Consider the following 24,967-nt stretch of genomic DNA (forward strand, 5'->3'; position numbering starts at 1 on the left):
TAAAATAGTCTAATAACGTTCTTTCTTTTGCTACTTTTTTTTCTTTACAACTAATTGTAAATAGAACTAATAATAATGTAATAAAAGTTTTGTTCATTGGTTTGGTTAAATGCACTACAACGTTCTCGGCTAAGAGTAGTTGCGTGGGTTAGTACTAAACTTTTCAAGTACACACCAAGCTGAAAATCCGCGAGGATTTTCAGAAGTAGGCGAGAACAAGCAATTACTTTTAGCCATTGTTGTGCATAGTTTTTTTATTCATTAATATTTTTATCACGTAGAAAATAGGAAGTCCAATCAATAAAATTGGAAAAAGCGGTCCAAGATATTTGTCAAGTCCATTTTCAATTTCAAGTCCGTCTAAAACTGACATTAAAGTCAGCGATATGCATAAAAATCCAATAAGCAAGTTTAAAATCCGCAGCATTTGTGTTGCTTGTCGGTAATTATATTCCGCATTATTTTCATTTATTTCGGTGGGATAGTTAAAAATCCACGGATATTGATTCAGTTTGTGAAGTCCGATTCCAATTAACCCACAAATTATTGGACTTGCCCAAAGCAAGTCTTTTGTCCCAAATCCATTTTTGTCCTTTGAAGGCCAATTAAAGTGAATGGGTAATTTTTCAGGTAATTGGCTGTAATAAATTCCGATTAAAATTCCCGAACCTACAATCAATAGAAAAGTCAAAATCTCGATTGACTTGTCAAAAACAGTTTTTTCTATTTTATTTTTCGGACGGTTCATTTTTTAAATTATGCACAACTTATTTATATGCCCAAGTTTCAATTAAAAAACATAAACATTTCAAATTTATAATTTTTTCTCACAAAACAACGCGTATAATATTATGTATTCTGTATTTGCTACAAAGATTACTGGTAAATAGTTTTATTTAAAGTACTCAAAACCGTATAGCTTTTATACTTTAGCTTAGTTTTAGTAAAAGGCAAATACTAAGGCATTAAAACGAAATATTTCTTTATTTTTGCAATTCAAAATTTAACATAAGGAGGTACACTGCGTGCTGCAAACTACCTACTGAATACTGAAAAACATGTTTAATAATTTAAGCGATAAATTAGATAAAGCGCTACACGTACTAAAAGGACACGGTAGTATTACTGAAGTAAACGTAGCTGAAACTTTAAAAGAAGTAAGACGTGCGTTACTGGACGCCGATGTTAATTTTAAAATAGCAAAACAATTTACCAACACTGTTAAAGAAAAAGCATTAGGGCAAAATGTGTTAACAACGCTACAGCCAGGGCAATTAATGGTGAAAATTGTTAAAGATGAGCTTACCCAATTAATGGGAGGAGATGCAGAAGGTATTAATTTATCGGGAACACCAAGTGTTATTTTAATGTCTGGTTTACAAGGTTCTGGTAAAACTACTTTTTCTGGTAAACTTGCTAATTATTTAAAAAATAAAAAAACTAAAAAACCTTTATTAGTAGCTTGTGATGTGTATCGTCCTGCAGCTATAGATCAGCTGCATGTTGTTGGAGATCAAATAGGGGTTGAGGTGTTTAGTGATAGAGGTAATAACGATCCCGTAGCGATTTCTAAAGCTGGTATTGCACATGCTAAAGCAAACGGACATAATGTGGTAATTATTGATACTGCGGGTCGTTTAGCGGTAGATGAGGCGATGATGACCGAAATCTCTAATATTCACGCAGCAATTCAACCACAGGAAACATTATTTGTGGTGGATTCCATGACAGGTCAAGATGCCGTTAATACAGCTAAAGCTTTTAACGATGTATTAAATTTTGATGGTGTTATCCTTACTAAATTAGATGGTGATACACGTGGTGGTGCAGCCATTTCTATTAAGTCGGTTGTAAATAAACCAATTAAATTTATTGGTACAGGTGAGAAGATGGAAGCGATAGATGTATTCTATCCATCTCGTATGGCAGATCGAATCTTAGGGATGGGAGATGTAGTATCTCTTGTGGAAAGGGCTCAAGAACAATTTGATGAAGAAGAAGCTAGAAAATTGCAAAAGAAAATAGCCAAAAATCAGTTTGGTTTTGATGATTTCTTAAAGCAAATTCAGCAAATTAAGAAAATGGGGAACATGAAGGATCTTGTAGGTATGATTCCCGGTGCTGGTAAAATGATGAAGGATGTTGATATTGATGATGATGCTTTTAAAGGGATTGAAGCCATAATCCATTCTATGACACCTAAAGAGCGCACTAATCCATCTGTTTTAAATGCTAGTAGAAAAAAACGAGTTGCTAAAGGCTCTGGCACATCTGTTCAAGAGGTAAATCAGTTACTAAAGCAATTTAACCAAATGAGTAAAATGATGAAGATGATGCAAGGTGGCGGCGGTAAAAAGATGATGCAGATGATGAAGAATATGCGATAACTTAGTTTGCAGTCTCAGTCTCAGTCTCATTTTACAGTGGTTTATGGATTTTAAAGAGTTGTTGGCTTATAAAAAAGCATTTGATTTATCAATGAAAATTTTTCATGAATCTAAATCTTTTCCTAAAGCAGAAACATATGCGTTGACAGATCAAATACGACGAAGCTCGCGTTCAGTTTGTGCTAATATTTCAGAAGCATATAGAAAACGAAGGTATCCAAAGCATTTTATAAGTAAATTAACTGATGCCGACGGCGAGAATTCAGAAACTAATACTTGGCTAGATTTTGCTTTTGCTTTTGAATATTTAACGAAGGAAGTACATGCTGATCTTTCTAATCAAGGGAAAGAAATCGGAAAATTGATTAATTACATGATAAATAATCCAAGTAAATTTGGTGTTAAAACTGAAGGTAGATAACTAGTAAATTAAGAATTGTAACTCAAAACTAAACACGCAAGAGTAAGCCCTGAGACTGCGACTGCGACTGAAAACTATTTTATAATGACAATATTAGACGGTAAAAAGGTAAGTAACGATATAAAAAACGAAATTGCAGACCATGTAAAAGCCATGGTTGCCAAAGGTGAAAAGGTACCGCATTTAGCTGCAATTTTGGTAGGATCAGATGGTGCGAGTATGACATACGTTGGTGCTAAAGTAAAGGCATGCGAACGTATCGGTTTTAAGTCTACACTTATTGAAATGCCAGAATATACCTCAGAAGAAGAATTACTTGAAAAAATACAGCAACTAAATACTGATGATGCTATAGATGGATTTATCGTGCAATTACCACTGCCAGATCAAATTGATGAGCAAAAGGTATTAATGGCCGTAGATCCTGATAAGGATGTTGACGGATTTCATCCTACAAATGTGGGTAGAATGGCGTTAGATTTACCTACGTTTTTACCAGCTACACCATATGGTATTATGGAATTACTAGAGCGTTACCAAATAGAAACTTCTGGTAAAAATGTGGTGATTATGGGGCGTAGTCATATTGTTGGTCGTCCAATGAGTATTTTAATGAGCCAAAAACGTCCTGCAGGAGATGCTACGGTTACTGTGGTGCACAGTCGTTCTAAAAATTTAAAGGAGATTACTAAAGCTGCAGATATTGTTGTAGCTGCTATTGGAATTTCAGAATTTTTAACTGGAGATATGGTCAAAGAAGATGCCGTTATAATTGATGTAGGTATTACCCGTGTGCCAGATCAAACTAAAAAGAATGGTTATAGGCTTGCAGGTGATGTGCATTTTGAGAGTGTAAGTAAAAAGGCAAGTTACATCACCCCGGTTCCTGGAGGAGTGGGACCAATGACGATTGCTATGCTACTTAAAAACACGCTATTGGCTAGAGAACGTCACGGTTAGATTTTTTTTATTTAGCAAATAATTGCGTCTGATCTTTAAAGGCTTTAAACTCTAAGGCATTACCAGAAGGGTCATAAAAAAACATGGTGGCTTGTTCGCCAACCAAACCTTCAAATCTAATGTATGGCTCAATCACAAAGTCTACATGTTTGTTTTTTAAATGATTTGCAAAGTCTTGAAAATCGTCCCAAGCTAGAACAACCCCAAAATGTGGTACAGGAACAGCTTTTCCATCTACAGCATTAGTGTGTGTATCTCGAGTGTCTTCTTTTGGTTTATAATGAATAACTAATTGGTGTCCAAAGAAATTGAAATCTACCCAATGGTCACTACTTCTACCTTCTTCACAACCTAAAATATCTCTGTAAAAATTTCTACATTCATCTAAATTGTAAACAGGTACTGCCAAATGGAATGGTTGAATACGACGCATAGTATTACGATTTTCTATCATTTTTTTTAGGTTGAAATACTTTTGAAGAACTACTTATTAAGTTGCTAAGTTCCTTAAACTCATTATTAGTTAATTCTCTGTAAGTACCAACAGCTGTATCTAATTTAATATTCATAATGCGCACACGTTTAAGAGTTTGTACTTCATAATTTAAATAATCACACATGCGACGAATTTGCCTATTTAAACCTTGTGTTAGTATGATTTTAAATGTGGTGCTGTTCAACCTTTCAACTTTACATTTTTTAGTAGTTTGTTTTAATTCTTCTAAATAAATACCACCAGACATTCTTTGTATAAAAGTCTGCGAAATTGGCTTATCAACCGTAACTAAATATTCTTTTTCGTGATTGTTACTGGCACGAAGAATTTTATTTACTATATCACCATCATCAGTTAATAAAATTAGTCCTTCACTAGGTTTGTCTAACCTTCCAATAGGAAAAATTCGTTTTGGATAATTTATAAAATCAATAATATTATTTTTTTCAACTGTTGTATCGGTAGTACATACAATACCTACGGGCTTATTAAATGCTATGTAAACAAACGCTTCTTTGGTGTTTTTTATAATTTCTCCATCTACAGCAACAACATCGTTAGGTGCTATTTTAGTCCCCATTTCTGGAACTATTCCGTTTATAGTTACTCTGCCTGCTTCAATAAGTTTATCAGCAGCTCTTCTAGAGCAATAACCAGCTTCACTTAAAAATTTATTAATACGTTTTAATGGTGTTTCAGACATGTGAGCAAAAGTACAATAAACTTAATCGTTTAAAAATTCTATAATGTATTGATATACTTCTTCAGATTTTAAACCGTGTCCGTACCCTTTTGTTGCTATAAAAGTACTATTAGTATAGTTTTGTTTAAATTTTAGACCATCTTTGTAAGGAATAATTCTATCTTTTTTGTCGTGAATAATGAGTCCTTTTGCAGTTATTTCTTTTGAAAAGTTAGCAGGAGAAAAGTACTCAGGTAAATGGTTATAGTGTTTTAAAATATAGGCTTTAAGTGCTTTAGAGACTCTATTGTTATACCCCATAATAATTTCATAACGATCAAAAATACCAATAAAATCAGCAGGTGCGCCTAACAGAATCAACTTTTTAATATGTTTTAATTGGTACTTGTGTTGAAAAAATATAGCAGACATGCCACCAACTGAGTGTCCAATTATAGTTTGAATATCAAACTTTTGGGCAACATTATTTATGCACTCAGCATAAAGAAGTGCATTAAAAAACTTTCCTCCAGAGGCGCCATGAGCGGGCGCATCTAAAGCTACGATATTATAGTTTTTAGTTTTTAATAATTGTATTAGTGCTTTCCATCTAAACGTATTACTTTCCCAACCATGTACTAGTAATATAGTTTCCTTATCACCTTGCCAATGGTATGTTTTAATGGGTATATTATCAAAACGTATAGTGTCTTGATGTGCTGAATTTAAAAAAGAGACTTCCTCATTTTTAATCTTGCCCTTTCTAGGTATTGAAAATAAATCTATGGCTAGTTTAGCTGCGAAATGTGATGAAAAGTAGCTTAAAAAATTAATTAGGCTGCCAATAATTTTTGGAATATATTTTTCCATTTAGGCTTCTCTATTAACTAAGTCCATCGAAAAAGCAGGTGTGCAAATAGCAATGTATTCGCAAACTTCAGTAAATGGATTAGAGTATTGTACTCTCGTGTTTTTATCAATTTTAATAGATTGGCCAGCTTCTAAAATTACGGTATCATCTTCAATGATAAACTGTTTTTTACCTTTAATAATAAAAGTATATTCATCAAATTCTGGTGTTTGAAACGGTTCGCTCCAACCAGCAGGAGCAACCATATGTGCAATACTTATTTTTGAATTACCATCGGTAGTATTACCAAAATGTTCTTTTATAATTTTACCATCGTTAGTTGGTACAATAAACGGACTGGTTTGTATTGTATATTTCTTCTTCATCTTAATCCTTAAAAGGTTTTCGTTTTATCATACCACCTTTGATATCCTTTACAATGCCCATGATTAAAAAGGCTTTACGGTCTATTTTGTCAATTTCGGTTTTTACTTTAGGTAATTCTAAGCGCGTAATTACAGTATAAATAATATCTTTTTCTGCACTATCGCCTTGCGACCCGTATCCTCCTTTACCCTTGTAAACTGTGCAAGCGCGCCCAAGTTTTTTTGTTAACATCAATTTAATGTCATCATGTTTTGTTGAAATTACAGTAAGCCCAACATATTCTTCCACACCATCTACTACAAAATCTACAGTTTTTGCAGCTGCTAAATAGGTTAAAATAGCATATAATGCGGTTTCTATAGATAACACATATGCACCAAAAGCAAAAATGAAAATATTGATTATTAATAATACATCACCAACTGTAACTGATAATTTTCTACTTAAAAAAATAGCTAATACTTCTGTACCATCAATAACACTTCTTCCTCGCATAGACATGCCAATACCCAAACCTAAAAAGAAACCACCAAATATTGCGATAAGCAACTTGTCTTCAGTAATAGTTGGGTAATGTACAAAGTGAACTACAAAAGCCAGTAACGAAATAGCCACAACACTTCTAAGGGCAAATTTTAAGCTTATTGTTTTAGAGGCTAAAAAAATAAAGGGAATATTTACTATAATTAAAAGAATACCTAATTTTAAGGATGTAATATTTTCTAGTAATAGTGAAATACCAGTGGCACCACCATCAATAAAATTATTTGGTAATAAAAATCCTTTTAAACCAAAACCAGCAGAAAATACGCCAATTAGAATAAAGATATATTCGCTTATGGTATGCGTTAGTTCTACCTGTAACCTGCGAACTAAAGGCACAATTTCTTTTTGGCTTACTGGTTTGCCTATATGTTTTTTTTGCAGTCTTTTACGAGCTACATCTACGAGTATTTTAGATAAAAATGGATTCAATAATTTTAAATTAGTGCCAGTTTATAAAGAAATATTTGATTTTTGCGTTATCAGGAATATGGGTGGCTTCAATTTGCAAATCCATATCTACTCTTAAATTTGATGGTAATTCTTTTTTATCAATCGTAAAACTAGCGTTTAAATTATTAACAGTAACTACAATAGAGTTAATTAAATTATCAATTCTAGAAATTTTATAATTATCTGCAATTTCTTTAAAAGTACTTAGGGTTGTAATGGTTTTATTGGTTTTAAAACGCTCATCAATAATTTGTACAGTTTCAATTACTGATGTAGAATCTAAGGCCTCAGCTGGTTCTAGTATTAATAGTTGTTTTCCTGCTTTATCTAAAATTTCGATATTATTTTTATTTCCAATAAACTCATCACCTGCAATACGTTTTACAATAGAATCATTTGGAAATGCCAACTTTAAATCTTTAACCTGAGTAGAATCTGTTAGTAAGCCAACATGTTGCTTAGATATTTCAAATGGATTTTGCTCTTTTTTACATGCATAGCAAAAACATAATACAAGTAATAGTGTATATAAAGATATTTTATTCATAGTAATCAAAATTAAGTTGGGGGTGATTTTTGTAAACTATTTACGCATTACTTTGGTAAGAATACCAAATACGCTTCTAATAAAAGTAGCACTAGTAAGTACTTTTACAACGGGATTCATACGCGTGCTTTTACGTCGTGTTCTAGTAGTTGTTTTTCTTTTAGATTCGGCCTTTTTAAGGGCCTCTTTTTCTTCGCGTGCCTTTTCCTTAGCTTCATCAGCTTCGGCTTTTTTAATTTTATCGTTTAGCATTTCGTAGGCACTTTCTCTATCTACAGTTTCGTTGTATTTTTTTGCTAGTTTTGATTTTGAAAGTAAAGCAGCTAATTCTGTACTTGTTAATACATCCATTCTGCTCATTGGTGCACGCATCATGGTTGCTGCCAATGGGGTAGGGCGTCCTTTTTCATCCAAAGCAGACACTAAAGCTTCGCCAATACCTAATGAAGTTAAAACTTCTGTGGTATCATAATATTCAGAATCTGGATAATTTTGTGCTGTTAATTTAATTGCTTTTCTGTCTTTAGCAGTAAATGCTCTTAAGGCATGTTGTACTTTTAAACCTAACTGCCCTAAAACTTCTTCGGGCACATCAGTTGGGTTTTGGGTTACAAAATATAAACCAACACCTTTACTACGTATAAGCTTAACAATACTTTCAATTTGATTTAAAAGTGCTTTTGATGCTTCATTAAAAATTAAATGTGCTTCGTCTATAAATAATATAAGTTCTGGTCTACCACTATCTCCTTGTTCTGGGAAGGTAGAATATATTTCTGCCAACAAGCTCAACATAAAGGTTGAAAATAATTTAGGCTTATCTTGGATATCGGTAAGCCTTAAAATATTAATATACCCACGGCCATTATCATCAACTCTTAATAAATCATCAACCTCAAAAGAAGTTTCGCCAAAAAATAAGTCAGCACCTTGCTGTTCTAATTCAATAATTTTTCGAAGAATTGCTCCCGTAGAAGCTGTTGAAATACGCCCATAAGACTCTGTAAATTCAGCCTTTCCTTCTTGGGTGGCATATTGTAATATTTTTTTAAAATCTTTTAAATCTAATAACGGTAGTTTATTATCATCACAATACTTAAAAATTACGGCAACAATACCTGATTGTGTTTCAGTTAAATCTAAAATACGTGATAATAATACAGGTCCAAATTCGCTTACCGTAGCTCTTAATCTTACACCATCCTGTTCTGATAGTGTTAATACTTCTACAGGAAATTGTGTTGCATTAAAGGGTAATCCTATTTTTTTATGACGTTCGTCAATTTTTGGATGCCCAGGGCTTGGTTGTGCCAACCCACTTAAATCTCCTTTAATATCCATAAGTAATACAGGAATACCTTTGTCGCTTAGGTTTTCAGCAAGTACTTGTAAAGATTTGGTTTTACCTGTACCAGTTGCTCCAGCAATTAAACCATGGCGATTCATGGTTTTTAAGGGAATATTTACGTGCGCTCCCGTTACGGTTTCACCATCTAACATGGCCGCTCCAAGTGTTATAGAGTCTCCTTTAAATGTATTGCTGTCTATTATGATTTTAGAAAATTCGTCTGTCTTACTCATTATCAAAGTTTTGATAAAAATAGTGTAATTTTAGTCAACTTGAAAATGACTGGTATGTACTAAAAGAAACAACTGATACTATTAGTTTGATATAGAAGATGTAATATGATAAATAAAAATAGCAGTTTAATTTAACATTATAGAATAGTTGTTTTTGCAAGTATTATCTATGCGCTTCAAAAATAACAACTATAGCTTCTGTTAAATCTGTAACATTTATAGTAAATCCATTGGTATTAAAAGCTGTTACTTCTGCTGCTGTAAACCCTAAAAAGTCACCATTTTGATTAGAATACCTAATACCTATAGCTCTTAAGTCGGATGCGTATCTTGATATATCATTAATAGAAGTTCCGTTTCCTCCAATATAAATAGCCTGCTGTAAAATACTGCCTCCATAATTAGTAGCAAAGCCTTGCATAGAACCAAAAGCATTTTGGAATGTGTTCGTATTATTGCCAAAACCATTGTCTCCATCAACATTATAACTTTCTACATTTGCGTGTGCAGAAAACATTATCGAGGAGGGTTGAAATGGCAACCCAACAATAGTTTGAGAGCCTGTGGCAGAAATTATAAATTTGCCAATATACGTTGTAGATTCTAAAAACGAACCACCATCAGATCCAGAAGTAATTATATTATTTGCATCTGAACTTACATTTGGATTGGCGTTTAAAATACGCCACACAGGTGATAAGGATGTGCCAGAATTAAATTCAAATTGTTGTGTTGTAATATTAAATATTAATAAACTGGTAGCTGGATTACTAATAGCATTTCTCTCCGCTGTAGTTAATCTAGGCACTAAAACGCCTTTATCTGTAGCTTCAATATCTAATATAGATGACCCATCGGGATTGGTTGTTCCAATTCCTACTTGGGCATTACTTATACTGTTAAAAAAAAACAATAACAGTACACAAACTATTTTATTCATTCGGGAGATTATTCATTAACAATTGTGTTGTAAATTTATAAAATTTCGACCAAACACAAAAAACATGATAAAATTCAAAATAGTATTAAATTATTTTGAATTTGTACCTTTGCGCGCTTATGAATAAAAAAATACTACAATTAGTAGAAAAAGGGGTTATGTTACCTTTAATGGAAGAGTTTTATACCATACAAGGAGAAGGCTTTCATAAAGGAACTGCAGCATACTTTGTGCGTATAGGTGGTTGCGATGTTGGTTGTCATTGGTGTGATGTTAAAGAAAGTTGGAATGCTAATTTACATCCGCCAACTGAAACGGCTAAAATTGTTGAGAATGCTAAAAAGTATAGCGATACTATAGTGGTTACAGGAGGAGAGCCATTAACTTGGGACATGACAGAACTAACAAAGCAACTTAAAGCCGAAAATTTACAAATACACATAGAAACCTCGGGAGCTTACAAATTAACAGGTACTTGGGATTGGATTTGTTTATCGCCTAAGAAAATGAAATTGCCTACTCAAGAGATATACAATAAAGCAAATGAGTTAAAAGTTATCATTTATAATAATGATGACTTTCGTTTTGCTGAAGAGCAAGCTGCTAAAGTTAATGATAACTGTATTTTGTATTTGCAACCAGAATGGAGTAAAAGCGATAAAGTTATTCCTGAAATTGTAGATTATGTAATGAAGCATCCAAAATGGAAAGTTTCACTACAAACCCACAAATATTTAAATATTCCATAAAAAAAATACCTTGAGATATCAAGGCATTTTTTGATCAAAAAAAATTTTTATTATTTCGAGAACGGTACAGCTATTCTTGCATTACCCCAACCTAAGTGCATATGTACACCATTATCCGCTTCACTAAATGCTATCGAAAACGCTTCTAATGCTTCCTCACCTGAAGTTACAGGAACCGATAGGCGAGCCACATCATTCTTTTCATCATAAAAGTAAGAACCCCAAACATTTAAGTCTGTACTTATTATAGCAGTCCATTCTGTCTCACCAGGAATAACGTAAAATGTGTAAGTACCAGTTTTTATTTTAGTATCTCCCAACATCATGTCTGTGTAAAGCGTTAATTCTGCAGCTTCATTTGCGCCAGTTCTCCACACTTTACCATTAGGCGCTAATTTTGATAAGGCTCTACCTTTAAGTTGAGGTCTACTGTATACTATTTTTATTAATTTATCTGATACTTTGTAATCTCTAGGAAATGCAGCAGCATCCATAGGACTTTTGTCCATTTTAGAGAATTTTTGTGCATTCATGTTAGTGCTTAACAATAAGATGAATACAAAAGCAATAGATGAAATAATTGTTGATTTTTTCATAATTAATTTTTAAGATTTTTAATTTCTTCAAATTTAAGGTTGATTTTCCTTAAAGTTTTGATAAAAGTCGTTGTGCAATGTTAAAGTTTACAATAATTTCATGTTATTTAATTTGATTGATCGATAAATTTATAATATGATGTATAATATTTTAATGTTTTGACTAAAATTTTATCTAAAAAAGGTTAATATTGAATATGAAAAGAAAGAAACTATTAAAATTTAGTAGAGACTTTAAACCAGATAAAAAAGTAATACTTAGAGACTATCTGGCTATTGAAAGAACACGACTTGCTAACGAGCGTACATTACTCTCTTACATTAGGTCTTCTTTATATTTACTTTTAGGTAGTATTGCTTTTTTTCAACTCAAAGATTTCCCCAATTTTAAATATTTAGCTTTAGCGGCATTGTTTTTTAGTGCTGTATTTTTTATCATTGGTATATATAGGTTTACCTCATTAAAGAGAAGTTTAAAGAAACTATACTACATGTCTGAAGCTCATAAAGACGATTTATAGACTTAGTTAAGTTTTGTGTTTTACTAATTATAGTTTAGCGTTTATACTACTATAACCTGTTGTGCATTTTGAAAAAATTCTGTCTATTCGAGTGAATTTCACGATTGAAATGAGTGAAATTTGTGTCGAGAATAAGAATTTTTAATATGAATTGGTTTTCGATACGATTTTTTATCAAAAAAATCACTCGAACAGATATTATACTGTTTATTTCAACTCAAAATGCATAACGGGTTACTATGCTTTATTTGCATATTTTGTTATTAAAAGTGAATTGAAACTATAATAAAGCTATAAAACTTAATCTTAAATCATTTCCTATATTTGCACTTCAATTAAAATCAATACAATGCAAGACGGATTATACGCAAAATTCAACACACCAAAAGGTGAAATATTAGTTGCTTTAGAATATAAAAAAACACCAGGTACAGTAGGTAACTTTGTGGCTTTAGCCGAGGGGAATTTAGAAAACTCAGTAAAACCACAAGGCACACCTTATTATGATGGTTTAAAGTTTCATAGAGTTATTCCAGATTTTATGATACAAGGTGGTTGCCCTCAAGGTTCTGGAGGCGGTAACCCAGGGTATCAGTTTGATGATGAGTTTCATCCAGATTTAAAACATGATGCTCCAGGAGTATTATCTATGGCAAATGCAGGACCAGGTACAAATGGTAGTCAGTTTTTTATCACGCATACAGAGACTGCTTGGTTAGATGGTAAACATACTGTTTTTGGAAAAGTTGTAGAAGGGCAAGATGTAGTTGATGCCATTGCACAAGGTGATAATATTAAAAGCTTAGAAATTGTACGCGTAGGTGCAGATGCTGAAGCATTTACTGCTGTTGAAGCGTTTAGAACTTTTGAAGGCTCTAGAGAAAAAAGATTGGCCGAGGAAAAAGCAAAACAAGAAGCGGCACTTGACGAAGTGGCTACTGGTTTTGAAAAAACAGATAGTGGTTTACGTTACCAAATCATCCAAAAAGGAGATGGTGTAAAAGCTGAAAAAGGTAAAACAGTTTCTGTACATTATAAAGGGCAGCTTATAGACGGTACAGTTTTCGATTCTTCATACAAAAGAAACGAACCAATTGATTTTCCTTTAGGTGTTGGTCAGGTTATTCCAGGTTGGGATGAAGGTATTAGTTTATTAAATGTGGGTGATAAAGCACGCTTAGTAATCCCTAGTCACTTAGGCTATGGTAGTCGTGGTGCTGGAGGCGTTATCCCACCAGATGCTAATTTAATTTTTGATGTAGAATTGGTAGGTGTAAAATAACAAGCCAAAACAATCTTACTTGATATAATAAAAAAGCATCTTATTTTAAGATGCTTTTTTATTGTATATATTTTGGTATTCTCCTAAGGTTAATAGTTTAGTTAGCTAGTATTGTAGATATAATTTTGTATATTACATTGAGTTCCCCTAAATTAACTATAGACCAACAATGATTAGTGTAAAAGATTCAAATATATATAAAGATGTAATAAAAGAATTAAATTACAATTTTGCCGACGTTTTTGTTTTTGAGAATTTTGTAATTTCTGAGATTAAAGAAGGCATTGTTTTTAATTGGGAAGACCATGCAAAATTAATAATAAAAGATGTAATAGCTGTTTTAGATACAGATGGTAGCGATTTAACCTATGTTTCAAATCGTATACATTCTTACTCAGTAATGCCGCAAGATTGGGTTAAGTTTTTTAAGAATGAATATAGCTTAAAAGGATATTGTGTTATTTCTGATAAGAAAACTTCAATGTTAAGTTTCATGGTTGAAAGTTTGTTTTTTAACAACAGAATGAAACGTTTTACAAACATATATGAAGCCGTCAATTATCTGCAAAAAGGTGTGAATGAAGTTGCTTAAATTGAGTGTTATTTCGTAATTTTACTTTTATATAAAGGTATAAGTTTGAATATAAAAGCACTAGAAAAGTTAAAATACCCTATTGGGCAATTTGTATGTCCAAATCCCATAACAGACGCTCAAATCTCAGAGTGGATTAGAATATTAGAAGAATTCCCTATTAAATTTGAAGCTTTAGTAAAACACTTAACTAAGTCTCAGTTAGATACGCCATACAGGCCAGAGGGTTGGACGATACGGCAAACAGTACATCACGTTTCTGATAGTCACCATCATAGTTACACACGTTTTAAATGGGCATTAACTGAAAATAAACCTTTAATTAAAGCATACAACGAAGCAGAATGGGCAGAACTTTTTGATAGTAAAACAGCACCAATACAAATGTCTATAGAGCATTTAAAAGCCATTCATTATAAATTGGTGTATGTATTAAAAGGGCTCTCAAATGACGATTTAAGAAAAAGTTTTATACATCCAGAAACTAATACTGAAGTTTTTTTAGACTATAATATCGGTAATTATGCATGGCATAGTAATCACCATTATGCACACATAAAAAACGTATTAAAAACTAAAGGTTGGTTGTAGCATGTTGAGACACTTTACTAAGGATGATACAGCTGCTTTATTGGATATTTATAACTATTATGTTACAAATACCGTTGCTACTTTTGATATTAAGCCTTTAACATACCAGACATTTAGCAAAAAGTTAAATGATATAAACTCAGAGTATCCCTTTTTAGTTTTTGAAGAAGATAAACAAATTTTAGGTTTTGCATACGCCAGTAAATTTCGTCCAAAACCTGCTTATAAATTTACAGTAGAAGCAACTGTTTATGTAAAGCATACAGCTCATGGAAAGCATATTGGGTCACAATTATACAAAGCGTTAATACATGAGTTAAATCAAACAGATACACACACAATACTAGGTGTATTAACCATACCAAATGAAGCAAGCATTAAACTTCACCAAAAATTTGGATTTGAAGAAGTAGCACATTTAAAAGAGTTGGGTTTTAAATTTGACGCATGGCATGATGTGGCCATCTATCAACTAAGGCTAACTTAAACCATCCATTTTATATTACAACCAATACTTGGATTTTGAGGTTTTGTGTTTTCCGTATTTTCAACTAAACAATCCAACGCATGTCTTAAATCTTCACCTGTTACTGGTATGCCGTTTCCAGGTCTAGAATTATCTAATTGCCCTCTGTAAGTTAATTTTAATTCTGAATTAAATAGATAAAAATCTGGCGTGCAAGCCGCATCATAAGCTTTGGCTACATTTTGTGTTTCATCATATAAATATGGAAAGGGATAACCTTCAGTTTCGGCATGAAGCTTCATTTTTTCAGGACTATCTTGCGGATAGTTTTCGGCATCATTACTGGAAATAGCGATACATGAAATGCCTTTAGATTGATAAGCTTTAGAGATGGCAACTAGTTGAGAATTAACATGAATTACAAAAGGACAGTGGTTACAAATAAACATAATTACAGTACCATTTTCTCCTTTTACATCTTCTAATCGCAAACTAGTATCAGATACAGTATCTAAAAGTGAAAAATCTGGTGCTGTTGTTCCTAACGGAAGCATATTTGATGGTGTTCTTGCCATAAGAGTTAAGATGTTTTTTTCAAATTTCGGAATAATTTATATCTTTAAAAAATGACTAACATAATATCTTTTGAAGATTTTACTAAAATAGATTTAAGAGTAGGTACAATTACAAAAGTGAAGGACTTTCCAGAAGCTAGAAATGCCGCATACCAACTTACTGTAGATTTCGGAGATTTGGGTGTAAAAAAAACATCAGCTCAAATTACATCGCTTTACAAAAAGGAAGATTTATTAAATAGGCAAATAGTAGCAGTTGTTAATTTTCCTAAAAAGCAAATTGCTAACTTTATGAGCGAATGCTTAGTTTTAGGAGCAGTAAATGGTAAAGATGTTATTTTACTTAACCCTGAAAGCAAAATAACTAACGGAACAATTGTTAGTTAAAAATCATAAAAAAGCCTTTGTATTGCAACAAAGGCTAAAATTTCATTAAAATATTTTAATTAAATATCATCAAAATCTATATCGGTAAAGTTTTCAGTAGATTTAGATGCGTCTGCAACTGGTGTTTCAGTTTCCGTTTTTTCATATTCTTTTTTAAAGTCTTTTTGGTGACGCTCGCTAATCACTTCATTTCCTTTTTCAGAAATGATATAATCTGTCATTTCAGCTAAAATTTCTTTAAATTCTGCAAAGTCTTCTTTATATAAATAAATTTTATGTTTTTTGTAGTGATACGAACCATCATCATTTGTAAACTTTTTACTCTCAGTAATTGTTAAATAATAGTCATCTGCTTTAGTAGCTCTAACGTCAAAAAAATACGTGCGTCTTCCTGCACGTAATACTTTCGAAAAAATTTCCTCGTTCTCCATCATTCCGTGGTTATTGGTTTTTTAGTTTTAACTTAATACATGTTATTACTTTCAAAAATCTAAAAAAAAACCGAAACTTACCAAGATTTTTTAAAGTTTCTTTTTAAAATCTGAAATTTTATTGCATTAAATTAAAAAATCACTTATAAAAATGTGTAGTGTTTATTGTGATTTAGTATCATTTGTTTCACTAAGTTGCTTTAAGTACAAATGTTGATAATACCCATCTGTATCTATAAGTGTATCATGTGTGCCTTTTTGAACTATTTTACCATCATCCAATACAATAATTTTATCAGCATTTTTAGCAGAGGATACACGGTGGCTAACAATAATTGTTGTTTTGCCTTGAGAAATCTTAAATAAATTATTTAAAATTTTCTCTTCAGTTTCAGTATCAACGGCAGATAGGCAATCATCGAATAATAAAATTTTAGGAGATTTAATAATGGCTCTAGCAATAGATACACGCTGTTTTTGACCACCAGAAAGGGTGATACCACGTTCTCCTAAAACAGTGTCATAACCTTTGTTAAATTTTGAAATGTTTTTATGAACCTGAGCATTTTTTGCAGCAGCTATCACATCATCATCTGTAGCATCTTCTTTTCCAAATTTAATGTTGTTTTTTATAGAATCAGAAAACAAAAAAGCATCTTGCGGTACGTAACCTATGTTTTTTCTTAAGTCTGTTAAATTATGTTTGTTAATTTCAATTTGATTTAAAATAATTTGGCCTTCATCTATATCGTAAAGTCTACCAACTAAATCTAATATAGTAGATTTTCCAGATCCTGTTTTTCCTAAAATAGCCAATGTTTCTCCAGCTTTAATATTAAAAGAAACATCTTTTAATGCCTGAATATTGGTATCATCATATGTAAAAGATACATTTTTAAACGTAATATCACCAGTTATTTTTGTGTGCTCATTTATCTCGTTTTTTATTTCTGGTTCAATCTTTAAAAACTCATTTATTCTTTTTTGAGACGCTTCGGCTTGTTGTACAATAGAGGTTACCCAACCAACTGTGGCTACTGGCCATGTAAGCATGTTTACATAAATTATAAACTCTGCAATAGTACCTAAACTTTCAATTTCACCATTAATATATTGCATACCGCCAATGTAAATAACCAAAAGGTTACTGGTGCCTATAAGTAATATCATTGTTGGAAAAAATAAGGCTTGTACCTTAACTAGGTGTAATTGTTTTTCTTTGCTGGTAGTAGATAAACTATCAAAATCTGCTGAGGTTTTAGGCTCTATACCATAAGCTTTAATTACCGAAATACCACTAAAAGACTCTTGTGTAAACGTTGAGAGTTTAGATAAATACTCTTGAACAACTGTACTGCGTTTATGAATTTCTTTACTTAACTTATAAATAATTACTGATAAAATTGGTAATGGTACAATAGTGTAGAGTGTTAATGTTGGCGCTTGGTTATACATGTAAATTAATGCAATAGCAAAAAGTGTTATAGTATTTATACTATACATTATTGCGGGTCCAGCATACATGCGTACTCTACCTACGTCTTCGCTAATGCGATTCATTAAATCTCCCGTTCTATTTTTTTTATAGAAATTAAGCGATAGTTTTTGATACTGCGCGTAAATTTCATTTTTTAAATCATATTCAATATAACGAGATACATTAATTATAGTTTGTCGCATTAAAAAGGTGAAAATTCCAGCAATAATAGCTGCCCCGACTATGTAAAGAATGGCTTCTAACAATTCGCCTTTAATTTCAACCTCGCTTAATCCCGATTTATTTTCAATAATTTCAAAAATACGCCTAATATAACGTGGTGTAAAGAGTAAAAAAATACGGGCTATAATGGTAATTACAATCCCAATTAGTAAATGAGTTTTGTATTTAAAAAAGTATTTATTAAGGTGCTTGAGTTCTTTCACTTAAACCTAGAAAAAATGAGCTGCAAATATACATCAATAAAAATATAAACAAGTCGCGATACTTATGGCAATGTGTTAAATAATAGCCAAAAGAAATTACTGTAACAAAAGTTGGTTTTAGAATCTGTTTTAGCAAAATAATCTTATTTTTGCCAACGTAAAAAGTAAAAAACTAAATATACGTTTTAACTTAAGTTCTTTGTAATGATGCTAAACAGACGCCATATTCGTGTAAAAGTAATGCAAACCATTTATGCTTTTAATGGTAGCGAGAGTGATGATTTAAAAAAAGACGAAAAATTTCTATTGTTTAGTATTGAAAACATGTATAGTCTTTACTTACTTATCATATCACTTTTAATAGAAGTACAAAAAAGAGCTGCTCAGGATTTAGAGAAAAAGCAAAAAAAACACTTAGCTACTTCTGAAGATAAAAATCCTAACAGAAAGTTTGTAAACAATCAAGTATTTAAATTGCTTGCGCAGAATGAGTTATTAGAAGCGCAATTAAAAAATAATAAATCGATTAATTGGGAGCTAGATAGCGAGTATGTAGATATCATCTTTAAATCTATTTTGAAAAGTGATACATACGAAGACTACATGCAGACAAAAACATCTGATTTTAAAGAGGATAAGGATTTTTTTGTTGATATATTTAAAGAGGTGATTGCGCCTAATGAAAAATTATACGACTATATTGAAGACAAAAATTTGACTTGGTTGGATGATTTACCAACAGTAAATACAACTATTTTAAAATTGTTTAGAAAGTTAAAGTCTAAAACAGCGGATACACATTTTGCACCAAAGCTATATAAAGATATAGATGACAAACAATTTGCTATTGATTTATTCAAAAAAACTATTTTAAATACGGCGACCATAAATACTGAAATTTCAAAGAAAACTACAAATTGGGATGCTGATAGAATTGCGAGTTTAGATTATATATTATTACAAATGGGTATTTGTGAAATACAACAATTTCCATCAATACCTGTTAAAGTAACTATAAATGAATATTTAGAAATTGCAAAGGAATATTCTACACCAAAAAGTAGCATTTTTATTAACGGTATTTTAGATAAATTAGTTAAAGAATATAAAGCAGAAGGCGCTTTAAATAAAGTGGGGCGTGGTTTAATATAAACCAAACCTTATTAAGAAACTATTAAAAGTTTTTAAAGCGTTAAATTATTGCTACTTTTGCTTATCAAATTACAAAAACAATTAATTATGAAAAAAATTATATTAGGGTTAAGCGCGTTATGCTTAATAGCTTTTACAAGTTGTAAAGAAGATGCTACTAAAAAAATTAGTGAAACAAACGTAGCTAAAGCTGCAGAAAGAGATGCTGTAGCATCTAAATTTCCAGTGTTAACTTTTGATAAAAAGGAACATGACTTTGGAGAAATAGAATCTAAAACTCAGGTGGAGACTGTATTTAAATATACAAACACAGGAGATGCTCCTTTAGTAATTACTGATATAAAAAGTACTTGTGGGTGTACAGTGCCTAAAGATTGGAGTAGAGAACCATTAGCGCCAGGTGCAGAGGGACAATTTTCTGTAAAATTTAATGGAAGCGGTTCTAATAAGGTTTCTAAAACCATTAATATAACTGCTAATACCGAAAATGGTAGAGAAAGTGTAAAAATTACAGCATTTGTTAAGCCAGATCCTAACAAACCTAAACCAGCGCAAAGCTAAATATATAACCAATGGGAGACGGAGGATTCGGCAGTTTATTGCCATATTTATTAATATTTGTGGTTATCTATTTTTTTATGATAGCACCACAAATGAAACGCGCAAAGAAAGAAAAGAAATTTGCTGCTGAATTAAAAAAAGGAGATAGAATTATTACTAAAAGTGGTTTGCATGGTAAGGTTGCAGAGTTAAATGATAAAGACAACTCATGTGTAATTGAAACCTTAGCAGGTAAGTTAAAGTTTGATCGTTCTGCTATTTCTATGGAAATGAGTACTAAGCTTAATACGCCAGCTACAGCTAAAAAGTAAAGTTTTATTTAATTTATCTTATAAAAAAAGGCTTTCCAATGATATTTGGAAAGCCTTTTTATGTTGTTACATAGTTTTATTTAAATTAACTTTTTGCGTTTTCGCAAGTTATCTCAGCGATTTTACAAATTACTTCGGTTGCTTTTATCATACTTTCTACAGGCACATATTCGTAGCGCCCATGAAAATTATGGCCTCCTGCAAAAATATTAGGGCATGGTAATCCCATATAGCTTAGTTGAGAGCCATCAGTACCTCCTCTTATGGCTTTAATTAGTGGTTCAATATCTAATTGTTTCATGGCTTCTTCAGCAATATCTACTATATGCATTACGGGTTCAATTTTTTCACGCATGTTAAAATACTGATCTTTAATTTCTGTAGTAACAACCTCTCTTTCGTATTGCGAATTTAATTCGTTGGTTAATTTTTGCAGAACCTCTTTACGAGCTTCAAAATGTTGTTTATCATGATCGCGAATAATATAATGTAGCGTAGTTTGTTCTACATCACCTTTTATATCATGCAAATGAAAAAAACCTTGATAACCATCGGTATGCTCTGGAGTTTCAATTCTTGGTAGAGAATTTAAAAACTCGGTGGCTATATACATAGAGTTTATCATTTTTCCTTTAGCGTATCCTGGGTGTACAATTTTGCCTTTTATTTTTACAACAGCACTTGCAGCATTAAAATTTTCATATTCTAATTCTCCAATTTGGCTACCATCCATAGTGTATGCCCATTCAGCTCCAAATTTATCTACATCAAATTTATGTGCACCTCTGCCAATTTCTTCGTCGGGTGTAAACCCTACCTTAATAGTTCCATGTTTTATTTCAGGATGATTAATTAGATATTCCATAGCAGAAATAATTTCGCAAATACCCGCTTTATCATCTGCACCTAAAAGTGTAGTACCATCAGTTGTAATTAAGGTTTGACCTATATACAATTTTAAATCTTCAAAATAATCGGGAGATAGTATGATGTTTTCTTCTTTATTTAAAACAATATCTCCACCGTGATAATTCTCAATAATTTGTGGTTTTACATTAGCACCAGTAAAATCAGGCGACGTATCAAAATGCGATATAAATCCTATAGTTGGCACATCATAATCTACATTACTTGGTAGTGTAGCCATAATGTAAGCATTGTTATCAATAGATACATCTTGCATGCCGATAGCTTTTAATTCATCAGCAAGTTTATTGGCCAAATCCCATTGTTTTTTTGTGCTAGGTGTGGTGTTAGAATTTGGGTCAGATTCTGTGTCTATAGTAACATAACCTGTAAAACGTTTTATTATCTTTTCTTTTGAAATCATTTAAATGAATTTTGCAATTATTTTGTGCAATTTAAGTAACCCTAATTTACGATTATTTATTAATATTAATGTTGAATTATACGTACTTAATGTCAATTTTTTATTTACAGTATTTACACCTATTTTTGCACAAATATTACAGATGTATAAAGCTCTTCTTAGACCAATATTTTTCGCATTCGATCCCGAAAAAATTCATTATTTTACTTTTGATGTTATAAAAGTTGTTTCTAAAATCCCTGGATTTCCAGCACTATTTAGAAGTTTGTATTTGGTAAATGATAAGAGGTTGGAACGCGAAGTTTTTGGTTTAAAATTTAAAAACCCCGTAGGTTTAGCTGCAGGATTTGATAAAAATGCAGTGTTGTATAATGAACTTTCAAATTTTGGATTTGGTTTTATAGAAATAGGCACAGTTACACCACAAGGACAAGCTGGAAACCCAAAAAAGCGTTTGTTTCGGCTAAAAGATGATAAAGGCATTATAAATAGAATGGGATTTAATAATGAAGGTCTACAAGCTGCTATTAGTCAATTAAAAAAAAATAAAGGACAACTTATTATTGGCGGCAATATTGGTAAAAATACAGCTACCAAACCTGAAGATTATACCAAGGATTATTTAGAATGTTTTAATGCACTTCATCCTTATGTAGATTATTTTGTATTAAATGTGAGTTGCCCGAATGTTGGGAGTCATGCTAAATTAAATGATAAAGATTACCTAGAAGAATTAATTGGTGCTGTACAAAATGCTAATAAAACTTTTGAAAACCAAAAACCAATTGTTTTAAAAATTGCTCCAGATTTAAATAATGGTCAGTTAGACGAAATTATAACCTTAGTAAAAAACACAAATCTTGATGGTGTTATTGCTAGTAACACATCTACAGATAGACGTGATTTAAAAGCTTCAAAAGAAAAATTAGACACTATTGGTAATGGTGGATTGAGTGGGCAACCTATTAAAGAAAAAAGTACAAAAGTGATTAAATACCTCTCTGAAAAAAGTAATAAAGCATTTCCTATAATTGGAGTAGGTGGCATACATTCTGCAGAAGATGCTCTAGAAAAATTAAATGCAGGTGCAGACTTAGTACAAATTTATACAGGTTTTATTTATGAAGGACCTAGTTTGATAAAACGGATTAATAAAGCAATTTTAGAACATTAAATAGAATATCTATTATTTAATAAATTGTTTTACCTCTATGTTGTCTCCACTTACAATAGTAACTATGTAAGACCCCTTTGGCAATTTTGATACATCTATTCGTTCATTACCGGTTAATTGTCCCATTAAAAATACTTGACCAACTAGATTTGAAATGGTATAATAATCATCATTAGAAGCTTTCTTTTCAGAGGTCGTAGCAATATTTAAAATGCCATTGGTTACAGGGTTAGGAAATAATTTTAAAGTAGATTTAGAATCGCTTTTATTAGCTAAAGTATTCTCTTTAATACTAACACCATCAATTGCGATATCGCCAGCCCAACCATTTCCACGAATGGCTCTAAAATGGATGTTTATGGTTTGCCCATAAAACTGAGAAAGGTTAACTAACTGTGCTATAAAGTCGTCTGTTTGATTTATTTGTTGTTCACCGATAAGTGGTGGTATGATATCATAGATATAATCATCTTGCGTTTCTATGTCCACATGAAGTTCTCCAATATTATCACCAAACATATGATAAAAGAATTCTAATTGTACATTATTTTTATTTATAGAGATACATGGAGATACAAATTCAGTAACATCACCTTCTTTTGATCCAGATGCTTCTGTATAAATATAATTACCAGAACTCTTATGGCTTGTTTTGTCAATAACAGGACCAGTATTAGAAGATACGGTTTCACCAGAATTTGTTAACCAATTATAGCCATTGCCAGATACGTCAATAGCAGACCAACCGTTAGAACTCGCAAAATCAAATGCATCAAAATTTACATTTAGAGAGGTGTCTTCTTTAGTACCTACTTTAATTATTTGAGAGAATGTTTTACTAATTGTGCCATAAATATCCTCGTTAGTATCTTCGTCTGTTTTAAAAACAACGTTTCTGGTAGATATGGTTAAAGTTACATCGTAAATACCCTTAGTAAAGGTATGCGTTGGGTGTTGTGTGGTGTAGTCTATAACATGATCGCCATCAACATCCCACTGCCATGATATAGCACCAACACTTAAGTCTGTAAACGTAACAGTCAACTCATCATCACATTCTTGAAAAGTATCTGCAGTAAACTCTACATTAGCAGAGGGACAAGCTAAATATTGTCTTGCAGACTTATAAAACGCGTATATTCTAGCTAATTGTAGTTTAGAAAAATGAGATTTACATGTAGAGCGAGCGTAAGACATTATATTTCTCGTATCAGGATTAAAATCGTCTCCGTTAGCATCTTTTAAATTACCAATATATTCACAATCACTTGTCACGTTGCCTATACTTAGCTTGGGGTCAGCAGGAGTGTCACAAATCATATCGCCATCAGTGTCACAATTAGAGCCGTTTACCAGCTCAGTAGTAAGTGTATGATTATCTCTACCATGTGTATGCAACAACGAAAAGAAATGCCCTATTTCGTGCGCTAACGACGCACCGTTTGTAACACAATTATTTTTCATTACTATAACATCAGATCCTCCAAAAGTATTAGAGTACCCGCACAGACTTTCGCCTAATCTTACTTCAACGTTATTAGTAAAATAAATATTTATAACACCAGGGATATAATTTTGTTCTGTTAATTCTGCCTCATCAGTTCTATTAAAATTGTAAAACAAGTCGTCGTTGTTTATGTAATTTATACCATCGCATAGAAAAAACTCCATGTAAGCATCTGCATATGTAGCGTTTAAATCTGCAATTGCAGTGTATAAAGCATCTAAACTTAACCCATTTTTTCCTGCTGTTGTACGCATTATGTGTGCTTTAAGAGGAATTGAGTTTAAAGGCTGTGGAATAGTGTTTTTATTTTTTGAAGTTTTACTGAGTTTATCTGAGATTGCTATAAACTCATCCTCATACTTTTTAATATCGTCTTGAAAACTTTGATAATATGATAAGGCTTCATCTGTAATTTCTGTACCACAAAAAGATGATGAATTTTGTCCAGACATAGATAACCCAAACGATAGTAAAATCGAAAGTAAGGTTAAATTAAAATCTGAATAAAACTTCATGGGGCGTTTAGTTTAAACCAAACATACCCCATTGTATTAAGGCATTGAAATAAAAAC

29 protein-coding genes are annotated in these 24,967 nt (G+C 31.8%); 14 read left to right on the top strand and 15 right to left on the bottom strand.

Annotated features, from left to right (window positions below):
* Positions 1-229: 229 nt before the first annotated feature.
* Positions 230-748: a hypothetical protein gene (locus ACKGJY_RS06215; protein ID WP_413973004.1), complete on the bottom strand. Its 519-nt coding sequence runs from the start codon at positions 746-748 to the stop codon at positions 230-232.
* A 310-nt stretch (positions 749-1,058) separates the two neighbouring features.
* On the opposite strand from ACKGJY_RS06215, the gene ffh reads away from it, so the two are divergent.
* The 3 genes from ffh (at position 1,059) to folD (ending at position 3,768) form a co-directional block, all read left to right on the top strand.
* Complete coding sequence (ffh, locus tag ACKGJY_RS06220) at positions 1,059-2,387, top strand: signal recognition particle protein (protein ID WP_413973005.1); 1,329 nt, start codon at positions 1,059-1,061, stop codon at positions 2,385-2,387.
* Between the two features lie 43 nt (positions 2,388-2,430).
* Complete coding sequence (locus tag ACKGJY_RS06225) at positions 2,431-2,808, top strand: four helix bundle protein (protein ID WP_413973006.1); 378 nt, start codon at positions 2,431-2,433, stop codon at positions 2,806-2,808.
* Between the two features lie 84 nt (positions 2,809-2,892).
* On the top strand, positions 2,893-3,768 hold the full coding sequence (gene folD, locus ACKGJY_RS06230; protein WP_413973007.1) for a bifunctional methylenetetrahydrofolate dehydrogenase/methenyltetrahydrofolate cyclohydrolase FolD: 876 nt from the start codon (positions 2,893-2,895) through the stop codon (positions 3,766-3,768).
* A 7-nt stretch (positions 3,769-3,775) separates the two neighbouring features.
* On the opposite strand, the gene ACKGJY_RS06235 is transcribed toward folD, so the two are convergent.
* The 8 genes from ACKGJY_RS06235 to ACKGJY_RS06270 form a co-directional block, all read right to left on the bottom strand.
* The gene (locus tag ACKGJY_RS06235) at positions 3,776-4,201 is read right to left on the bottom strand and encodes a VOC family protein (RefSeq protein WP_413973372.1); all 426 of its coding nucleotides are present in this window, start codon (positions 4,199-4,201) and stop codon (positions 3,776-3,778) included.
* A 4-nt stretch (positions 4,202-4,205) separates the two neighbouring features.
* Positions 4,206-4,967, bottom strand: a complete 762-nt coding sequence (locus tag ACKGJY_RS06240) for a pseudouridine synthase (RefSeq protein WP_413973008.1) — start codon at positions 4,965-4,967, stop codon at positions 4,206-4,208.
* Positions 4,968-4,988: 21 nt separating this feature from the next.
* Positions 4,989-5,816 carry an alpha/beta fold hydrolase gene (locus ACKGJY_RS06245; RefSeq protein WP_413973009.1) on the bottom strand — a complete coding sequence of 276 codons (828 nt, stop codon included), beginning with the start codon at positions 5,814-5,816 and terminating at the stop codon, positions 4,989-4,991.
* Complete coding sequence (locus tag ACKGJY_RS06250) at positions 5,817-6,182, bottom strand: cupin domain-containing protein (protein ID WP_413973010.1); 366 nt, start codon at positions 6,180-6,182, stop codon at positions 5,817-5,819.
* Between the two features lies 1 nt (position 6,183).
* A complete protein-coding gene (locus tag ACKGJY_RS06255) occupies positions 6,184-7,158 on the bottom strand; it encodes a YitT family protein (RefSeq protein ID WP_413973011.1) in 975 nt (324 codons plus the stop codon).
* A 10-nt stretch (positions 7,159-7,168) separates the two neighbouring features.
* Positions 7,169-7,726, bottom strand: a complete 558-nt coding sequence (locus ACKGJY_RS06260; RefSeq protein ID WP_413973012.1) for a hypothetical protein — start codon at positions 7,724-7,726, stop codon at positions 7,169-7,171.
* A gap of 36 nt (positions 7,727-7,762) precedes the next feature.
* Positions 7,763-9,307 carry a helicase HerA-like domain-containing protein gene (locus tag ACKGJY_RS06265; protein ID WP_413973013.1) on the bottom strand — a complete coding sequence of 515 codons (1,545 nt, stop codon included), beginning with the start codon at positions 9,305-9,307 and terminating at the stop codon, positions 7,763-7,765.
* A 163-nt stretch (positions 9,308-9,470) separates the two neighbouring features.
* Positions 9,471-10,247 carry a hypothetical protein gene (locus tag ACKGJY_RS06270; RefSeq protein WP_413973014.1) on the bottom strand — a complete coding sequence of 259 codons (777 nt, stop codon included), beginning with the start codon at positions 10,245-10,247 and terminating at the stop codon, positions 9,471-9,473.
* A 119-nt stretch (positions 10,248-10,366) separates the two neighbouring features.
* Here ACKGJY_RS06270 and ACKGJY_RS06275 point away from each other — a divergent pair, with 119 nt between their 5' ends.
* Positions 10,367-10,996, top strand: coding sequence for a 7-carboxy-7-deazaguanine synthase QueE (locus ACKGJY_RS06275; protein ID WP_413973015.1), 630 nt, complete (start codon positions 10,367-10,369; stop codon positions 10,994-10,996).
* A gap of 50 nt (positions 10,997-11,046) precedes the next feature.
* Here the strand turns inward: ACKGJY_RS06275 and ACKGJY_RS06280 are convergent, their stop codons facing one another.
* A complete protein-coding gene (locus tag ACKGJY_RS06280; RefSeq protein WP_413973016.1) occupies positions 11,047-11,592 on the bottom strand; it encodes a DUF2911 domain-containing protein in 546 nt (181 codons plus the stop codon).
* A 197-nt stretch (positions 11,593-11,789) separates the two neighbouring features.
* Between ACKGJY_RS06280 and ACKGJY_RS06285 the strand changes: the two genes are divergently transcribed.
* The 5 genes from ACKGJY_RS06285 (at position 11,790) to ACKGJY_RS06305 (ending at position 15,065) form a co-directional block, all read left to right on the top strand.
* Positions 11,790-12,113, top strand: coding sequence for a DUF202 domain-containing protein (locus ACKGJY_RS06285; RefSeq protein ID WP_413973017.1), 324 nt, complete (start codon positions 11,790-11,792; stop codon positions 12,111-12,113).
* 349 nt (positions 12,114-12,462) lie between these two features.
* The gene (locus ACKGJY_RS06290) at positions 12,463-13,395 is read left to right on the top strand and encodes a peptidylprolyl isomerase (protein WP_413973018.1); all 933 of its coding nucleotides are present in this window, start codon (positions 12,463-12,465) and stop codon (positions 13,393-13,395) included.
* Between the two features lie 169 nt (positions 13,396-13,564).
* Positions 13,565-13,987 (top strand): hypothetical protein, encoded by a 423-nt coding sequence (locus tag ACKGJY_RS06295; RefSeq protein WP_413973019.1) that lies wholly within the window; start codon positions 13,565-13,567, stop codon positions 13,985-13,987.
* 45 nt (positions 13,988-14,032) lie between these two features.
* Positions 14,033-14,578, top strand: coding sequence for a YfiT family bacillithiol transferase (locus ACKGJY_RS06300; RefSeq protein WP_413973020.1), 546 nt, complete (start codon positions 14,033-14,035; stop codon positions 14,576-14,578).
* 1 nt (position 14,579) lies between these two features.
* The gene (locus ACKGJY_RS06305; protein WP_413973021.1) at positions 14,580-15,065 is read left to right on the top strand and encodes an N-acetyltransferase family protein; all 486 of its coding nucleotides are present in this window, start codon (positions 14,580-14,582) and stop codon (positions 15,063-15,065) included.
* On the opposite strand, the gene ACKGJY_RS06310 is transcribed toward ACKGJY_RS06305, so the two are convergent.
* A complete protein-coding gene (locus ACKGJY_RS06310) occupies positions 15,062-15,619 on the bottom strand; it encodes a thioredoxin family protein (RefSeq protein WP_413973022.1) in 558 nt (185 codons plus the stop codon). The two genes, ACKGJY_RS06305 and ACKGJY_RS06310, sit on opposite strands and share 4 nt — an antisense overlap.
* A gap of 51 nt (positions 15,620-15,670) precedes the next feature.
* Between ACKGJY_RS06310 and ACKGJY_RS06315 the strand changes: the two genes are divergently transcribed.
* The gene (locus tag ACKGJY_RS06315; RefSeq protein ID WP_413973023.1) at positions 15,671-16,006 is read left to right on the top strand and encodes a tRNA-binding protein; all 336 of its coding nucleotides are present in this window, start codon (positions 15,671-15,673) and stop codon (positions 16,004-16,006) included.
* A gap of 59 nt (positions 16,007-16,065) precedes the next feature.
* Here the strand turns inward: ACKGJY_RS06315 and ACKGJY_RS06320 are convergent, their stop codons facing one another.
* Positions 16,066-16,440, bottom strand: coding sequence for a PUR family DNA/RNA-binding protein (locus ACKGJY_RS06320; RefSeq protein ID WP_413973024.1), 375 nt, complete (start codon positions 16,438-16,440; stop codon positions 16,066-16,068).
* 159 nt (positions 16,441-16,599) lie between these two features.
* The gene (locus tag ACKGJY_RS06325; protein ID WP_413973025.1) at positions 16,600-18,360 is read right to left on the bottom strand and encodes an ABC transporter ATP-binding protein; all 1,761 of its coding nucleotides are present in this window, start codon (positions 18,358-18,360) and stop codon (positions 16,600-16,602) included.
* A 204-nt stretch (positions 18,361-18,564) separates the two neighbouring features.
* On the opposite strand from ACKGJY_RS06325, the gene nusB reads away from it, so the two are divergent.
* The 3 genes from nusB (at position 18,565) to yajC (ending at position 20,384) form a co-directional block, all read left to right on the top strand.
* Complete coding sequence (gene nusB / locus ACKGJY_RS06330) at positions 18,565-19,512, top strand: transcription antitermination factor NusB (protein WP_413973026.1); 948 nt, start codon at positions 18,565-18,567, stop codon at positions 19,510-19,512.
* Positions 19,513-19,599: 87 nt separating this feature from the next.
* Complete coding sequence (locus tag ACKGJY_RS06335; RefSeq protein WP_413973027.1) at positions 19,600-20,073, top strand: DUF1573 domain-containing protein; 474 nt, start codon at positions 19,600-19,602, stop codon at positions 20,071-20,073.
* An 11-nt stretch (positions 20,074-20,084) separates the two neighbouring features.
* A complete protein-coding gene (yajC, locus tag ACKGJY_RS06340; protein ID WP_413973028.1) occupies positions 20,085-20,384 on the top strand; it encodes a preprotein translocase subunit YajC in 300 nt (99 codons plus the stop codon).
* 85 nt (positions 20,385-20,469) lie between these two features.
* Here yajC and pepT read toward each other — a convergent pair whose 3' ends face one another.
* Positions 20,470-21,714: a peptidase T gene (pepT, locus tag ACKGJY_RS06345; RefSeq protein WP_413973029.1), complete on the bottom strand. Its 1,245-nt coding sequence runs from the start codon at positions 21,712-21,714 to the stop codon at positions 20,470-20,472.
* A gap of 142 nt (positions 21,715-21,856) precedes the next feature.
* Between pepT and ACKGJY_RS06350 the strand changes: the two genes are divergently transcribed.
* Positions 21,857-22,888, top strand: a complete 1,032-nt coding sequence (locus tag ACKGJY_RS06350; RefSeq protein WP_413973373.1) for a quinone-dependent dihydroorotate dehydrogenase — start codon at positions 21,857-21,859, stop codon at positions 22,886-22,888.
* A 12-nt stretch (positions 22,889-22,900) separates the two neighbouring features.
* Here the strand turns inward: ACKGJY_RS06350 and ACKGJY_RS06355 are convergent, their stop codons facing one another.
* The gene (locus ACKGJY_RS06355) at positions 22,901-24,910 is read right to left on the bottom strand and encodes a T9SS type A sorting domain-containing protein (RefSeq protein WP_413973030.1); all 2,010 of its coding nucleotides are present in this window, start codon (positions 24,908-24,910) and stop codon (positions 22,901-22,903) included.
* Between the last annotated feature and the right edge of the window lie 57 nt (positions 24,911-24,967).

This window comes from Hyunsoonleella sp. 2307UL5-6 (genome assembly GCF_047345485.1).
Taxonomy (GTDB): Bacteria; Bacteroidota; Bacteroidia; order Flavobacteriales; family Flavobacteriaceae; genus Jejuia.

Excerpts from the sequence above, each read along its gene's own strand:
- ACKGJY_RS06315 (WP_413973023.1), top strand. The coding sequence starts at position 15,671 with ATGACTAACATAATATCTTTTGAAGATTTTACTAAAATAGATTTAAGA.
- yajC (WP_413973028.1), top strand. The coding sequence starts at position 20,085 with ATGGGAGACGGAGGATTCGGCAGTTTATTGCCATATTTATTAATATTT.
- ACKGJY_RS06245 (WP_413973009.1), bottom strand. The coding sequence starts at position 5,816 with ATGGAAAAATATATTCCAAAAATTATTGGCAGCCTAATTAATTTTTTA.
- ACKGJY_RS06295 (WP_413973019.1), top strand. The coding sequence starts at position 13,565 with ATGATTAGTGTAAAAGATTCAAATATATATAAAGATGTAATAAAAGAA.
- ACKGJY_RS06250 (WP_413973010.1), bottom strand. The coding sequence starts at position 6,182 with ATGAAGAAGAAATATACAATACAAACCAGTCCGTTTATTGTACCAACT.
- ACKGJY_RS06355 (WP_413973030.1), bottom strand. The coding sequence starts at position 24,910 with ATGAAGTTTTATTCAGATTTTAATTTAACCTTACTTTCGATTTTACTA.
- ACKGJY_RS06270 (WP_413973014.1), bottom strand. The coding sequence starts at position 10,247 with ATGAATAAAATAGTTTGTGTACTGTTATTGTTTTTTTTTAACAGTATA.
- ACKGJY_RS06285 (WP_413973017.1), top strand. The coding sequence starts at position 11,790 with ATGAAAAGAAAGAAACTATTAAAATTTAGTAGAGACTTTAAACCAGAT.
- pepT (WP_413973029.1), bottom strand. The coding sequence starts at position 21,714 with ATGATTTCAAAAGAAAAGATAATAAAACGTTTTACAGGTTATGTTACT.
- ACKGJY_RS06215 (WP_413973004.1), bottom strand. The coding sequence starts at position 748 with ATGAACCGTCCGAAAAATAAAATAGAAAAAACTGTTTTTGACAAGTCA.
- ACKGJY_RS06350 (WP_413973373.1), top strand. The coding sequence starts at position 21,857 with ATGTATAAAGCTCTTCTTAGACCAATATTTTTCGCATTCGATCCCGAA.
- ACKGJY_RS06240 (WP_413973008.1), bottom strand. The coding sequence starts at position 4,967 with ATGTCTGAAACACCATTAAAACGTATTAATAAATTTTTAAGTGAAGCT.
- ACKGJY_RS06335 (WP_413973027.1), top strand. The coding sequence starts at position 19,600 with ATGAAAAAAATTATATTAGGGTTAAGCGCGTTATGCTTAATAGCTTTT.
- folD (WP_413973007.1), top strand. The coding sequence starts at position 2,893 with ATGACAATATTAGACGGTAAAAAGGTAAGTAACGATATAAAAAACGAA.
- ffh (WP_413973005.1), top strand. The coding sequence starts at position 1,059 with ATGTTTAATAATTTAAGCGATAAATTAGATAAAGCGCTACACGTACTA.
- ACKGJY_RS06235 (WP_413973372.1), bottom strand. The coding sequence starts at position 4,201 with ATGCGTCGTATTCAACCATTCCATTTGGCAGTACCTGTTTACAATTTA.
- ACKGJY_RS06320 (WP_413973024.1), bottom strand. The coding sequence starts at position 16,440 with ATGATGGAGAACGAGGAAATTTTTTCGAAAGTATTACGTGCAGGAAGA.
- ACKGJY_RS06265 (WP_413973013.1), bottom strand. The coding sequence starts at position 9,307 with ATGAGTAAGACAGACGAATTTTCTAAAATCATAATAGACAGCAATACA.
- ACKGJY_RS06280 (WP_413973016.1), bottom strand. The coding sequence starts at position 11,592 with ATGAAAAAATCAACAATTATTTCATCTATTGCTTTTGTATTCATCTTA.
- ACKGJY_RS06225 (WP_413973006.1), top strand. The coding sequence starts at position 2,431 with ATGGATTTTAAAGAGTTGTTGGCTTATAAAAAAGCATTTGATTTATCA.
- ACKGJY_RS06260 (WP_413973012.1), bottom strand. The coding sequence starts at position 7,726 with ATGAATAAAATATCTTTATATACACTATTACTTGTATTATGTTTTTGC.
- ACKGJY_RS06275 (WP_413973015.1), top strand. The coding sequence starts at position 10,367 with ATGAATAAAAAAATACTACAATTAGTAGAAAAAGGGGTTATGTTACCT.
- nusB (WP_413973026.1), top strand. The coding sequence starts at position 18,565 with ATGATGCTAAACAGACGCCATATTCGTGTAAAAGTAATGCAAACCATT.
- ACKGJY_RS06290 (WP_413973018.1), top strand. The coding sequence starts at position 12,463 with ATGCAAGACGGATTATACGCAAAATTCAACACACCAAAAGGTGAAATA.
- ACKGJY_RS06310 (WP_413973022.1), bottom strand. The coding sequence starts at position 15,619 with ATGGCAAGAACACCATCAAATATGCTTCCGTTAGGAACAACAGCACCA.
- ACKGJY_RS06305 (WP_413973021.1), top strand. The coding sequence starts at position 14,580 with ATGTTGAGACACTTTACTAAGGATGATACAGCTGCTTTATTGGATATT.